The organism is Arthrobacter crystallopoietes, assembly GCF_017603825.1.
GTDB lineage: Bacteria > Actinomycetota > Actinomycetes > Actinomycetales > Micrococcaceae > Crystallibacter > Crystallibacter crystallopoietes_B.
The window spans coordinates 2016738-2029829 of record NZ_CP072014.1 but is presented as its reverse complement, the minus strand read 5'-3'; the positions used below and the strand labels follow the sequence as shown (position 1 = coordinate 2029829).

Below are 13092 nucleotides of genomic sequence, written 5' to 3'. Positions count from 1 at the left end.
CGGCGGGGCTCGCCGTAGGAGCTTCGGTCCAGGCGGTCGTTGCAACACCAACGCGTTGGGAGTTGCAACGGCCGTGCCGCGTTTTAACGCGTTTAGCAGGTCGCACAGGGCAAAAGAGCTAGCTGAGTTCCAGCTCGGCGCCGCTCGGCTCGGCCAGCTCCACCGGCTCACTCAACTCCACCGAGGTCAACTGCGCAGCCTCGTCGATCGATTCTGGATCCGCCCCGGCTTTGGCCGCCTCGTCGATAGCTTCCTTCAGGGAAAGCTGAGCCTGATCCATTTCAACCTGAAGTGTTTCCAGCGCCGCCGAGGCGGCCCATACCTGCTTCAACTCGTCGTCCATCACTTACTCATCCAATCAGTCAGTCCGGGCAGGCGTCCGGGTATGAATCCAACCAGGCGTGCCGACAGCCGCCGGCGGACGCCGCCTCCGCCCAGCTTACAATGTAAGCCTTCCCTGGGATAACCCTTTCAGCCGCTCGCGAACTCTCTGCCTGCACGCGGACCGTCCACACGAAGACCCCACCGCAGCTTTGGCAGGTGACGAAGCCGTTTCCGGCGGCGTAGGGTGGGAGAACGCATGGAGGGAGCGATCGATGTCGGAACCTGAAAAGCGCGATAGCGGGGACAGGGGAACAGCGACCGCGGAGAAACCGCGGTTGGACCGCCAGCGCATTCTCGAGGCCGGCGCCGCTTTTATTGAACAGTTCGGCCCGCGCCACCTATCCATGCGTCGGCTCGGTACGCAATTGGGCGTCGAGGCGATGTCCCTTTACCGCTACGTTCCATCCCGGGAAAACCTGCTTGACGGTATCGTCGAGGTCGTCATCGACGACCTCTACAAAGACCCGGAAGTCTACTCCGAGCCGCGTCACGGCTGGCAGGACTATCTCCTGCGGTTGGCCCATGGACTGCGCCGGCTGGCTCTGGCGCACCCTCAGGTGTTCCCCCTGATAGCCACACGGCCGACCGAGGCACCCTGGGTGCGCCCGCCCCTTCGCAGCCTGCGCTGGGTCGAATCCTTCCTCAAAGCGCTGACTTCAGCAGGCTTTTCCGATCAGGCCGCTGTTGATGCCTACCGCGCCTTCAGCAGTTTCCTGCTGGGCCATCTGCTCTTGGAAGTCGCCGCCATGGGCGCCGACGTGGGGCCGGTGGATGAAGCGGAGCCCCGTCCGCCGAAGAGCACGGACCTGAACGGCTACCCGCTCCTGCAGCGCCTGCAGGAGCGGCTGTCGGAAGACCGTTCGGAACAGGAATTCGAGGAGGCCCTGGAGAGCCTGCTCGATAGGTTGGAGGCCCTCCAGGCTTAGGCACAGACGCAATCCGTTCGTCGGCGCCGTTTTGCCGGAAATAACTAAGCATGCTTAGCTTACGTCGTAAGCCAATCCGATTGCAGTTTATGGGCAACAGCCCTGACGCTGTCACATCCGGGCGGGGCGGAACAGGTGCGCAGCGCTACATGCGGCACTGATCGCCTCACCACGGAGTGAAAAGTGAGGAGAGAAGCATGCATGTGATTCACAATAATTTTGGAGCGTCTCAGTTCGATGCGTACATCGATGGAGCGGTAGCGGGATCGTTGCACTATCAGATGCAGGGTGATCAGCTGTGGCTTCTCCATACTGCCGTGGACGATACGCACCGCGGCCAGGGTCTTGGCACCGGCCTGATCCGGAATGCGCTGGCCGATGCACACCGCCGCCGGCTTGAGGTCCTGCCGTTCTGCCATGAAGTCCGCAAGCACATTTTTGCCCATCCCGTTTACTTCAACCTCGTTCCCGAGGCTGACCGCGAGAGCTTCCGCAAGCCCGTGGAGGAACAACTGCCCGTTTGGCCCTCTGCCCGGCGCGAGCTGGCCGAGGTGGGCGCCCGGCGAGCGGTAGACTGAAGGCCCTCGTCCAGATGGACCTGGAATGCTCACACGTGCGGATCCCCCCGGCCAGCCCGAATGCCGGCTAAGTGTCAGCGCTTCGGCAGCTCCGGCACAGACGCCGTCGGGTCTCGCATTGGCTGCCTAATCCGCATCGCGGCCCAGCAATGCGGCCGTTGGATTCAGTACTACAGACTTGTGAATACCCAGGTTTGGTGGTTCGCAACCCCCAATGTTGGGCTGTTGCCGTTCCCTCAGCGCCGTTTAATGTTTGCCTTACCCTTGGCGGAGGTTGATCCAAACCAGGGGTTGGGAAAATAACAGGCTTGGTACCGCCGGGTATCCGGCCGGCTCCGGGCATCGATACAATCCGTTGGCCTGACTAGCAGTACTCCACATGGTGTTCGCGAAAGAACAAAGTCATGATGCAGAAACCAATTACCTGGCGATTGCTGATTCTGGTCGCGGGAATCCTTCTGGGCTTGCTCGCCGGTGTGGGCCTCTCGGCCCCAGCAACCGCTGCAGCACCGGGTTCGGTCGCTGCCGCTTCATACGGGACGGGTCTGGATCTGGACGTCAGATACAACGGCACATTCGTAGTCAAGGGCAACGGTTACAAGGCCATGAAGGTCTATGTGAAAGTCGTCAGGATCAATAAGAACGGTACGTCTAACATAGTCGCGCATAAGAACTTGCGGACCAACAACGGCAACTTCGAGTGGTCCGGCACGAAGCTGCAGTGTGGCAAGACATATCAGGCGCACTCCTACAGCTATAAGGACGGCTGGGACTCAAGCAGAATGTTGCCCGTCAGGTGCTAGCCCACGAAAAACCAGTTGAGACCAAGCCCAGGGGACGTCCGGACGCGGACGTCCCCTGGGCTTGTCAGCGGGCCTGATTAGCCGCTCTTTTGCCATGCGTTTCCCGACCTGCAAAAGGAATTTCAGGCCAGGCGTAACCTTTCGGCTCCCGCATTCGATTAGTTGGGTGTACGGGCACCGGCGCAGCACTTCTTTCCGCAGCGCCGAAGCCTTCTAGACGAGTATGAGGAGATTCATGACCAACCGCTTCCGCACCCTGAGCCTTCCCGCCAAGGGCGCCGCACTGGCCGCCATCATCGCCGTCGGCGGTGCGGGTGCAGCCGTCGCAGCTCCGGCTCTGACCGGTGCCGCCGAAACGACTGCCGTCACCACTCCGGCAGTCCCCGCCACTCCCGCCGTTCCGACGGACGACGCCGAGAATGCGGTTCCGGCTGTTCCGGCAACTCCCGCTGTGCCCGCCACCGGTGACGCCGAGGCCGAGGCCGAGGCCAACGTTGAAGCAGACGCTGACGCCGCTGTTGATGCCGATGCGGACATCAGCAATGAAGGCCGGGCGGACGCAAATGTCGACGCCGACGTGGAGGCCGACGCTAAGGCGAACGTGAACGCGGAAGCCAACAACGGCGCTGTCGTTAGCCCCGCAACTCCCGCAACTCCTGCGGTTCCCGGCATCGATGGCGTAGATGTTCCCGCCGTTCCCGCTGTTCCGGCCACGCCGGATGTTCCGGCCACCAATGGCCAGGCGCAGGCTCACATCGACGCCCGCGGCGAGGCTTCCGCCGACGCGTCCGAAAAGGGCATTGACGCGGGTGCGGAAGCCGGCATCGCTGTCTCCGGCCAGGCTGACGCCGGAAAGTAGATTCCGGGCGGCGGAGGTGCGGCGGCTACACTGGTGGCGCCGCACCCCTGCCCAGGATCGAAGGACACCCCTTGCCCCAAGCGCTCCCAGACGACGTTCTGTCAGCTGCGCAGTCCGGCGACGCGGAAGCCTTCAGCCAGATCTATTACACGCTTGCACCCGGCGTATCCGGTTACTTGAAAGCCCGGGGCATGGAGGATGCGGAAGGATCGGCCCAGGAGGTCTTCCTTACCGTTTTCTCCCGCATCGGCACGGTGCGCGGCGGCTACCAGGGCCTGCGTACCTTTGCCTTTTCAGTTGCGCACGCGCGCTACGTCGACGAAGTCCGTAAGCGTGCCCGCCAGCCCCATGTTTCCGAATACGACCCGGAAACCGACGCCCGCACCTCGGACTCGGCCGAAACCGTGGCACTGGAAGCCTTGGGCGGAAGCACCGTCGAAGAGAAGCTGCGGGAATTGCCACCGGACCAGCGCGAGGTCCTGCTCCTGCGGATCGTCGCCGACCTCTCCCTCGAGCAGGTCGCCGAAATCATGGGCAAATCCACCGGCTCCATCAAGCAGCTGCAGCGCCGCGGCCTGCTGAAACTCAAGACACTAGTTGAAAGGAAGGAGGCACTGGTATGAAGACCGATGCGTTCACCGACGAAGAATTCCTCCGGCAGTTGCTCGACGAATCGGATGTGCCCTCCTCGGACACGTTGCACGACTCACTGCTGCAACTGCGTGCCGCCGGTTCGGCCCAGGCCGCCCCTCCTTCCGCCGAGCTGGCCGCCTTCATGTCGACGAAGGTCACTCCCCTGCGCCCGCGGCGCCGGGCAGCCAAGGGTGCCATGATCGGCGTCGCCGTCGCCGCCGGTTCGGCCCAGGCCGCCCCTCCTTCCGCCGAGCTGGCCGCCTTCATGTCGACGAAGGTCACTCCCCTGCGCCCGCGGCGCCGGGCAGCCAAGGGTGCCATTATCGGCGTCGCCGTCGCCGCCGCCACCGGGCTCGGCGTTACCGGCGTCGCGGCCGCAAGCCCCGAGTTCCGCAACGCCGCGGACCAGACCGTCCAGCAGGTGGCCTCCTTCTTCAACAACGACGCCGGCGGCTCGTCCGTGCAGAAAACCACCTCCGATATCCCGGGTCAGGGCGATGGCGAGGGTACGGACGAGGACACCGGCAAAGAACTGCGGGCACCCGCCGAGGACAGCGACGCCGGTTCCACCGACTCCCGCTCCGGAGAATCCGGCGACGCCGGTGAATCGCGTGAGCCCGGTGAATCCGGAACCGGCGCTGCCGGCACATCCCGGTCCGGCGCATCCCCATCCGGCAAGGAGGAAGGCGCAACACGCAGCGAAGGTGTTCCTTCGCGTGACGGCAGACCAAACCAGGACGGCGCCCAGCGGGGTCTGCCCCTGTCCGAGCTGCCCGGCGACAAGGTCCTGCCCAAGAACCTCGACGACCAGCCCGGCGAAGACAAACTACCCCTGCCGGCGGAGCCCAAGCCACCGGCCGCCCCACAGAAAACCGATCCCGCCGCGATCCCCGACGTTCCGGTCCTCCCCGAATCGGCCGTGGACGGCAGCGAGTAAAGCGATGACCGGGGTCCGCGGTCGTGCTCATGGGTTTACCTGCTAGGAGAAGGCCAGCACGCCCGCATAGACCAGGAACAGCAGCGCCACAATGAGGGCTGACAGGCCGATAATGCCGAGCCAAAGCCACGGCACCCATCTCTTGGGTCCGCCTTCTGCATGCCCTTGGGTCAAGTTTGTTTGCGCTTCCGCCGGCGGTGTTTCCCCGGGCGGGACGCCGCCCCCGGGTTCAAGTCCCGTGATGTGATCTTCTTCCGGGTCCGGGTTGGAACTGGACATCGCCATGCCTCCTTGCAAGAACAAATCGTGAACCTGCTGCTTGCAACAGTAGACAGGCATTAAGCAGGCTGTCTATCACTGTGCCCCGGGTGGATCGCACTCCCTGCGCCTCTTGACCAGTTCCAGCACCGGGCGTAGGTTGTTAACAACCGATAGGTTGATAAACAAAGAAGTTGACTAAGCCATGGACCGCAGCGACGACAGCCTCCTCGACAAGGCCTTCCTGGCCCTCGCCGACCCGGCCCGCCGCCGCATCATTGCCCGGCTCAGCCGCGGCCCGGCCACTGTCAACGAACTGGCGGAGCCCTTCGAAATCACCAAGCAAGCGGTTTCGAAGCACATCCAGGTCCTCGAGCAGGCGCAATTGGTCACGCGAACCCGCGATGCCCAGCGAAGGCCCGTCCATCTGAATCCCGCACGGCTGGAAGCGCTCACCGCGTGGATCGACCAGTACCGCCTGGTCCGCGAAGGGCAGTTCCGCAGTCTCGACGCCGTGCTCCAATCCCAGGCAAAAACCAACATCACCAAGGAACCATCATGAGCAACGCACTGAAACTTTCCGTCCCCGAAGGCATGCCGTTCATCGATTACGAGCGCGAGTTCGACTTCCCCGTCGCGGACGTCTTCCGCGCCCACAAGGACCCGGAGCTGATCAAGCAGTGGCTCGGCCCGCGCGGCCTGAAAATGGACATCGACCATTACGATTTCCGGACCGGTGGCAGCTACAGCTACCTGCACACCGGTCCGGACGGCGTCGCCTACTCCTTCTCCGGCGTCTTCCACACGGTCCGCGAGAACGAGTTCGCCGTCCAGACCTTCGAGTTCGGAGGCTACCCGGACGTCGTCAGCATCGAGTTCATGACCTTCGAGGACCTCGGCGGCGGCCGCTGCAAGCTCATCGGCCACTCCGTCTACCCCAGCCAGGAGGCCCGCGACGGCATGGCCCAATCCGGCATGGAAGGCGGCATGACAGAGGGCTACGAGCGGCTGGACGAACTACTCACCGGCGCGCGGACGGCATAACTCCGGCGCTGATTCCACCTACACAAACAAAGTACGACGACGGTGCCCGCCTTGAGCGGGCACCCCGCCAATGGCTGGGAGGACATGATGGCTAACGTACTGAAGCTCAACAATCCGGAAGCTCTGCCCTACAGCGAGTACGAGCGCGAGTTCGACTACCCGGCGGCCGAGGTCTTCCGTGCCCATGCCGATCCGGAGCTGTACCGGCTGTGGATCGGCCCGCGCGGCCTGACCACCCGGATCGAGGAGCACGACTACACGAGCGGCGGATCTTTCCGCTTCGTCCAGCACCGCGGCGACGGCATTGAACACGCCTTCCGCGGCATCTTCCACAGTCTCCGCGACAACGAGTTCATCCTGAATACCTTCGAGTACGAGGGTTATCCCGATGTCGTGACCTTGGAATACACAACGTTCGAGGATCTGCCCGGCGGACGGTCCCGGTTGACCGGGCGCTCTGTCTTCCCAGATCTAACCTCGCGCGACCGCTATCTGAGCGATGGCATGGAAACGGGCATGTCCGAAGGTTACGATCGGCTCGAGGAACTGCTCGCGGGGGTTGCCGCCGTCTAACTCCCACCCGCCGAAAAGGAGATACGCCATGGATTGGACACTGGAAGTAGTGCTGTTGCCGGTCGCCGACATTGACCGCGCCATCGAGTTCTACCGTGACAAGGTCGGCTTCAACCTGGACCACCACACCGTCAATGAGCACATGAACGTGGCCCAGCTGACGCCGCGGGGATCGGGCTGCTCAATCGTCATCGGCAACCTGCCTGCCCAGAGCGAAATGGAGCCCGGCTCCCTGCGCGGCCTCCAGCTGGTCGTTTCCGATGCCAAAGCCGCCCGCGAGGAACTCCTCTCCCGCGGTGTGGAGGCCAGCGAAATCACCGTTTTCGACAAGCGCGACGGCGGGACCTTCTTCGGGTTCAGTGACCCGGACGGCAATACGTGGGCCGTGCAGGAACTGAAAGTCCGGGGCGAAAAGCCGCTGATCCCAAGCGACGCCCGCAGCGGCCTCGGCGAGAAGTAGCCCGTTCACAGATTTTCCCTGCTGAGAATGCAATCCGTGGGCGCCGGCGGCTCCGAACCACCCACAGGCCGCAACATCAGCAACGGTACGGAGGGCAACGATGGCCAGGGCTTCCACGAGACCTTCGGAAATGCGGAACCAACAGGTGCGAATTGTGCCTGTCCTGGCGGCGGCAGGACTGGCGATGATGCTGGCGCTGGTCGCCCATCTCGCCTCGGGCGGGACTATGCCGGCCCTTCCGGTCCTTATCGCCATCACTGCCCTGACTACCCTCGCCGCAACAGTGCTGTCCCGCGTCAGCGCCCCGGCCTGGACGCTTGTCCTTGCCGCCGGCGTTGCACAGCAGGTGCTGCATCTGGCTTTCGAGGCCTTTGCCGCACGGCCGGCAGCGGCAGGTCTGTCGGCAGTCTCATCCTCAGGACCATCCCACCCACATCATTCGGAGGTGGACCCTGCGCAACTGGCGGCCTCGATCACTGCCTCTGCCGAGCATGCCGGGCCCCACTCGGAGTACGTCATGCTGATGCTCCATTTCCATCTGGCTGCCGCCGTGTTGACCGCGCTGCTGATGGCCTGGAGCCGACGGAGGGGCGGGCTTCCGCAGAAGCCCGCCCCTCCGTCGTCGTTATTTAGAACCCGGGCTTAGCGCCCAAGCCGCGACCGCAGAGCTGCCACAGCGGCCTTGACGCCGGTGGAGAGCGTGGGCTCCATCACCGGGGCAAAAAACGGGGAATGGTTCATTGGTACCGGTCCGTCGCCGTTCACTACTTCCGCGGAGTGGCCGCCGAAGAACCAGTACACGGCCGGGACATCGATGGCTGCGGCCAGATGGCCGAAGTCCTCGCTGCCCATCAGCGCCGGCACTACGGAGACCGCGTCCTGCCCGATCGCGCCCCGCAGCACCTCGGCCAAGCCTTCGGCCTCGGCGGGCTCGTTGTAGCAGGCCGGGAAGGTGTACAGTTCCTCGATCTCCGGCTCGGGCGCTCCGGAGGCGGCAGCCTCGGCCGAGACGATGCGCCGTACCGCGGCGAGCACCTGGGCACGGACACCGTCATCGAAGGTACGGATGTTCAGGGTGAACTCCGCGGACGCGGGGATGATGTTCTCTTTCAGCCCGCCGTGGAAAGTACCGACGGTGACCACGGCAGCCTGCCGGGGATCCAGTTCGCGCGAGACGATCGTCTGCAGCCGGACCACCATATGGGCACCCAGGACGACCGGATCGATGGAATCCTGCGGCTGTGATCCGTGGGACTGGCGTCCGTGCACGGTGACCTTGAGCGAGTCTGCCATGGCCATGGCGTTGCCGACCGAAAGCGAGACCGTCCCGGCGAGCCCGGGCATGACGTGCTGGCCATAGACAATCTCCGGTTTCGGGGCGCGCTCCCACAGACCGTCGGCCACCATGGCGGCCGCCCCGGCGGCGGTCTCCTCACCAGGCTGGAAGATCAGGACCAAAGTCCCGGCCCACGCCTCTCGAGACTCCCCAAACATGCGGGCAACGGTCAGCAGCACCGCGGTGTGGGTGTCGTGGCCGCAGCCGTGCATCACCGGGACCTCGGTGCCGTCCGGCAGGATGCCGGTGTCCGTGCTGGCGTAATCCAGACCCGTATCTTCCTTGATCGGCAAGCCGTCGGTATCGGCGCGGAAGCCGACGACGGGGCCGTTGCCGTTGCGCAGTATGCCCACCACACCGGTGCCGCCGCAACGGAAGTTCTCAATGCCCAGCCCGTCCAACTGCTGCTCGATGAATTCCGCCGTCCGGTGCTCCTGCATGGACAGTTCCGGATGGGCATGGAGGTGCCGGTAGAGTTCGTGCAGCTGCGCTTGCTGCTGCTGCGTGAGGCCAAGCCCGGCGGTCTGCACCACGGCGTCGAGGGTGTTGCTCATCATTTCTCCTGTAGTTCTAAGGGTCTAATTCTCGACGGCGGCAGCGGGCTTACGGTCGCGGGCCAGCCAGGAAACGACAATGGTTCCGATCACGGCGATACCGGTGGTCAGGAAGGCGATGGCCGGGACCAGCGGCAACAGGACGAACTGGACCAACAGTGCAATGGCCACGGCGATGATGGTGATCCGCAACTGCTTGATGGTGAGGATCGCCTGGACGATGACCGCCCCCAACACCGACGGAAGAACGTAGAGCCGGGCAACGTCGATGATCTCGACCGGGATGATGCTGATCAGCCAGGTGCCAAGGACGCCGACGAACAGTGCCAGCGAGACCAGGTGGATTGCTGCGGCACCGCAGATAGCGGCGACGGCGGCGAAGTCACCCCGCCGGGTGCCGGGCTTGGCGCCGATCCGGGTCTGCGCGATCAGGGCCGAAGGAAGCAGCTTGCTGGAGATATTGCCGATCATGAAGGCCTGGTACATCGCGGCAGGCCCGAGGATCGGGAAATAGGTGACCGGTTCGACAATCCAGATGATGGCGAACACGGCGGCCACGGCCGCAAAGGCGGTCCAGAGCTGGGCCGCGCTGATGTCCAGGCCGGTGAAGAAGACCAGGTACAGCGGCCCGGCCACCGAGAGGATGAGGCCCGCGATCATGGTCAGGCGTCCCCAACGGGACGTAGTGCGGTCGAATTCGGCAAGATCCGATTCGGCCTCGGCCGCTGTGATGGGAGTAGGGATGCTGGTTGCAGACATTGTGCGTTCCTTAAGAGCGTTCCGGTAGGGCGGCGGATCAGGCGACGGGGGTTCCGGCTGTGTGCGCCATGTAGGCCACTACTAGACCGGCGACGATGGCGAAACCCAGGCCCCATTCGCGCAGCCAGGCACGTTTCCGGCTACGGCCCACTGCCGCGCACAGGCCCATCACAGCGGCGGACGTGAGCAGTGCATAGACGTGGATCATGGACTTGGGCACCTCGGCGACGCCCAAGGCGATGAACGCACCGAGCAGGGCGGCGCCGGGGACAATCGACATGGCAACCGGGTTGACCTTGGCCAGCTTGGTGCCGCCGCGTTTCATCAACGGAGTCAGGATCAGAGTCGCCAGCATCCACATCGCGCCGCCCATGCTCATGGCAAAGAAGGCGATGGCGAAGACGTTCTGGGTGTAGGTCGGTCCGCCGAGTTCGGCCCCGGCGCTACCGGCTGCGATGCTCGCCGCGCCGGTCTCGTAGGCAGCCGAGCCGATCAGGCCAATCCGGACCAGCACGGCGGGTGTACCAAAGACCGCCAGCAGCGCAATGGCCACCATGACGACGGCGAGGGACGGGCCGATGGCGGCAATCGCGCCGGACCGGAAGGCGGTCTTGAGCTCCGGGCCGGTGATCTCGGCCGCCGGGGCGGCTTTGCGGGCGGCCTTCATATAGATGACGGACTGGATAAGGATCACGGCGAACACGCCGGCTGCGCAGATCCACAGCACTGGCATGTTTGCTACGGCCAGAATGTCAGTGGATTCGCCGGCGGCGGAGACAATGCTGGAGGTTGTGGGTGACATGGTTCCTCAAGATGTGATGTGTGTCTCAAGCGGTTTCTTGTTGGAACCACAATGCGGCTTTCAGCCTGCACAAAGCAATAGGTGACGGAATCTGCCAAAAATCTGCCAAATTCCGCCATGAGGCACTACCGCCGGATGTAGTTGCGGCTGATAGCGTCACCGGGATCGCAGTTTTGCTATTTCCCGGGTGTGAGGCGGCCGCCGCGCTTGCGCGCATGCAGCAGCAGCGACGTGCTGATCTGGGCAACGTCGGCGGTCCAGGCGCCGCTGCTGGTGAAGTCATAGAGTGCCTGGTTGTTCGCCACGGTGACGTCCGCAAGGATCTGGTAGTCCCCCGTAATCGCAGCCACGTACCGTGTCTCCGGCAGCGCCGCCAAGCGCTGCCCAAGCGTTTCGAGCTGGGCGGGGCTGGTTTTGATCCATAACAAGGCCTCGACCGGCAGTCCCAGTGCTGCCGGCTCGACCAGGGCGCGCAGGTGTACGGTGTTGGTTTCAAGCAGCCACTCGGTGCGCCGCCGTGCCGTTGCCTCGGAGACTCCCACCCGCCGGGCAATGGCTTCGAAGGACGCCCGCCCGTCCTCGCACAGCACCGTGGCTATCTGATCGTCTGCCTTGGTCATCTCCGGGTATTCGCCGAACACTGCCGGATCCCTGAGCGGGACGGGCTGCAGTGCGGCACGCTGCTCAACAGTGAGCGGTCCGGGCTGCCAGGCCCGCAGAGTCTTGAAGTAGCGCAGTATCGGGTAGGTGTTGACATGCTGGAGCCCGGCAATTCCGGGCAGCTCATCGGCCAGCGCAGAATGCAGCCGGTCACGGTCGGTGAGGATCTCGGCCAGGCAGTCCGCAGTACCCGTGACCATATAGACGAAGGAAGTATCCGCTCGTTGAGCCATCGCCTGGACTGCGACCCGCGCCGTCCCCGGGGCGCAACGCATTTCAACCAGGACCGGTGTCGGCCGCAAGCGGATCCCGAGCACGCCGACGATTCCGGACTCGAGCAGTTCGCTCCCCCGGCGGGCGACGGTCCGCTCGGGTTCCCTGAGGACCGAGGCGATTTTCCGCCACGACGCGCGCGGGTCGATTTGAAGTGCAGTGACGATCTGCTGCTCCAGTGCCGTCAGCTCGTGCACGCGCTACTCCCTTCCGGCAGGGCCGGACAGAACAAGGCACAGGCCAGCAGGGCGTCGAAGCATTCGTCCAGCTTACAAGCAGCGGGGATGCCTCACAGGTCCAGCAGCAGGCGCTTGCCCTTGCACCGGGAGACGCAGATCATCATAGTGTCTCCGGCCGCGCGCTCATCGTCCGATAGCAGCGAGTCACGGTGGTCGATCTCGCCGCCAAGCACGCCGGTCTCGCAGGTACCGCAGATCCCTTCCCGGCAGGAGTTCGGCTGGTTGATCCCGGCGTTCTCCAGCGCCTGCAAGATGGTCTCCGACTGTCCTACCGAAACCTGGGTGCCGTCGGCTAGTTCCACCACAAAGGAAGATTCATCTGAGAGTTGCGCCGCTGCCTGGTCGCTGGCGGTGAACCGTTCGCAATGGAAGCGTGCGGGATCCTCCCATCCGTCGGCGATGGACTGGAGCACGTTCAGCAGCGGTCCCGGTCCGCAGGCGTATACGTGGGTGCCCGCATCGAGCCGGCCGAGCAGTCCGGCGAGCGGGTAGAGCCCGCTCTCGTCATCGGCGTGGATTTCGACGTTCCCGCCGAGGGCCAGTGTTTCCCCCAAGAACGCCATCGATTCCCGGCTGCGGCCGAGGTACACCAGCCGCCAAGGCACTCCGCGCTCGGCGGCGTGGCGGACCATCGGCAGCACCGGCGTGATGCCGATGCCACCGGCGATGAATACGTAGCCGGCAGCGGGCTCCAGCGCGAAGTTGTTGCGCGGCCCGCGGAGCTGGATCTTGGTGCCGGGCTTCAGTTCGTCGTGGACATAGGCGGAGCCGCCGCGTCCTTCGGCTTCGCGCAGCACGCCTAGCCGCCACGCGGCTCGGTCCGCCGTCTCTGAGCAGAGCGAATACTGCCGCAGGATCCCGTTGGGCAGGAGGACATCCACATGGGATCCGGGGTTCCACTCCGGCAACTCCTCCCCCAGGGGATGTTCCAGCCGCAGCGAGACCACGCTGCTGGACTCGCGTTGGATCGAGCGGACCTCGACGTCGAAAAATTCTTCATTCATGATTCATTCA

18 protein-coding genes are annotated in these 13092 nt (G+C 64.3%); 11 read left to right on the top strand and 7 right to left on the bottom strand.

Annotated features, from left to right (window positions below; genetic code table 11):
* Window positions 1-118: 118 nt before the first annotated feature.
* Entirely contained in the window at window positions 119-346 is a 228-nt protein-coding gene (locus tag J5251_RS09415; RefSeq protein ID WP_208575904.1) for a hypothetical protein, read from the bottom strand.
* 250 nt (window positions 347-596) lie between these two features.
* Here J5251_RS09415 and J5251_RS09410 point away from each other — a divergent pair, with 250 nt between their 5' ends.
* From J5251_RS09410 to J5251_RS09385, 6 genes are all read left to right on the top strand, one after another.
* Window positions 597-1310: a TetR/AcrR family transcriptional regulator C-terminal domain-containing protein gene (locus J5251_RS09410; RefSeq protein ID WP_139005097.1), complete on the top strand. Its 714-nt coding sequence runs from the start codon at window positions 597-599 to the stop codon at window positions 1308-1310.
* A 197-nt stretch (window positions 1311-1507) separates the two neighbouring features.
* Window positions 1508-1888: a GNAT family N-acetyltransferase gene (locus J5251_RS09405; RefSeq protein ID WP_208575903.1), complete on the top strand. Its 381-nt coding sequence runs from the start codon at window positions 1508-1510 to the stop codon at window positions 1886-1888.
* Window positions 1889-2292: 404 nt separating this feature from the next.
* Entirely contained in the window at window positions 2293-2691 is a 399-nt protein-coding gene (locus J5251_RS09400; RefSeq protein ID WP_208575902.1) for a hypothetical protein, read from the top strand.
* A 235-nt stretch (window positions 2692-2926) separates the two neighbouring features.
* Window positions 2927-3550, top strand: a complete 624-nt coding sequence (locus tag J5251_RS09395; protein ID WP_208575901.1) for a hypothetical protein — start codon at window positions 2927-2929, stop codon at window positions 3548-3550.
* A gap of 71 nt (window positions 3551-3621) precedes the next feature.
* The gene (locus tag J5251_RS09390; RefSeq protein ID WP_208575900.1) at window positions 3622-4173 is read left to right on the top strand and encodes an RNA polymerase sigma factor; all 552 of its coding nucleotides are present in this window, start codon (window positions 3622-3624) and stop codon (window positions 4171-4173) included.
* Window positions 4170-5120, top strand: coding sequence for a hypothetical protein (locus J5251_RS09385; RefSeq protein WP_208575899.1), 951 nt, complete (start codon window positions 4170-4172; stop codon window positions 5118-5120). Before J5251_RS09390 ends, J5251_RS09385 begins: the two co-directional genes overlap by 4 nt.
* Before the next feature lie 42 nt (window positions 5121-5162).
* Here the strand turns inward: J5251_RS09385 and J5251_RS09380 are convergent, their stop codons facing one another.
* On the bottom strand, window positions 5163-5399 hold the full coding sequence (locus tag J5251_RS09380) for a DUF6480 family protein (RefSeq protein WP_139005178.1): 237 nt from the start codon (window positions 5397-5399) through the stop codon (window positions 5163-5165).
* 184 nt (window positions 5400-5583) lie between these two features.
* Here J5251_RS09380 and J5251_RS09375 point away from each other — a divergent pair, with 184 nt between their 5' ends.
* The 5 genes from J5251_RS09375 to J5251_RS09355 all read left to right on the top strand — a co-directional run bounded on the left by J5251_RS09375 (window position 5584) and on the right by J5251_RS09355 (window position 8101).
* Complete coding sequence (locus J5251_RS09375) at window positions 5584-5940, top strand: ArsR/SmtB family transcription factor (RefSeq protein ID WP_208575898.1); 357 nt, start codon at window positions 5584-5586, stop codon at window positions 5938-5940.
* A complete protein-coding gene (locus J5251_RS09370; RefSeq protein WP_139005090.1) occupies window positions 5937-6422 on the top strand; it encodes an SRPBCC family protein in 486 nt (161 codons plus the stop codon). The genes J5251_RS09375 and J5251_RS09370 overlap by 4 nt, the downstream gene beginning before the upstream one ends.
* Window positions 6423-6473: 51 nt before the next feature.
* Window positions 6474-6995: an SRPBCC family protein gene (locus J5251_RS09365; protein ID WP_348272972.1), complete on the top strand. Its 522-nt coding sequence runs from the start codon at window positions 6474-6476 to the stop codon at window positions 6993-6995.
* A gap of 28 nt (window positions 6996-7023) precedes the next feature.
* Window positions 7024-7455 (top strand): VOC family protein, encoded by a 432-nt coding sequence (locus J5251_RS09360; protein ID WP_139005088.1) that lies wholly within the window; start codon window positions 7024-7026, stop codon window positions 7453-7455.
* Window positions 7456-7585: 130 nt separating this feature from the next.
* Entirely contained in the window at window positions 7586-8101 is a 516-nt protein-coding gene (locus J5251_RS09355; protein WP_208575897.1) for a hypothetical protein, read from the top strand.
* On the opposite strand, the gene J5251_RS09350 is transcribed toward J5251_RS09355, so the two are convergent.
* From J5251_RS09350 to J5251_RS09330, 5 genes are all read right to left on the bottom strand, one after another.
* On the bottom strand, window positions 8098-9345 hold the full coding sequence (locus J5251_RS09350) for an amidohydrolase (protein WP_208575896.1): 1248 nt from the start codon (window positions 9343-9345) through the stop codon (window positions 8098-8100). The two genes, J5251_RS09355 and J5251_RS09350, sit on opposite strands and share 4 nt — an antisense overlap.
* A gap of 24 nt (window positions 9346-9369) precedes the next feature.
* Window positions 9370-10104 (bottom strand): hypothetical protein, encoded by a 735-nt coding sequence (locus J5251_RS09345; RefSeq protein ID WP_208575895.1) that lies wholly within the window; start codon window positions 10102-10104, stop codon window positions 9370-9372.
* A 37-nt stretch (window positions 10105-10141) separates the two neighbouring features.
* On the bottom strand, window positions 10142-10906 hold the full coding sequence (locus tag J5251_RS09340) for a DUF5058 family protein (protein ID WP_139005084.1): 765 nt from the start codon (window positions 10904-10906) through the stop codon (window positions 10142-10144).
* Between the two features lie 176 nt (window positions 10907-11082).
* Window positions 11083-12036 carry an Lrp/AsnC family transcriptional regulator gene (locus tag J5251_RS09335; protein ID WP_208575894.1) on the bottom strand — a complete coding sequence of 318 codons (954 nt, stop codon included), beginning with the start codon at window positions 12034-12036 and terminating at the stop codon, window positions 11083-11085.
* A 92-nt stretch (window positions 12037-12128) separates the two neighbouring features.
* Window positions 12129-13082, bottom strand: coding sequence for a PDR/VanB family oxidoreductase (locus tag J5251_RS09330; protein WP_208575893.1), 954 nt, complete (start codon window positions 13080-13082; stop codon window positions 12129-12131).
* Window positions 13083-13092 lie beyond the last annotated feature (10 nt).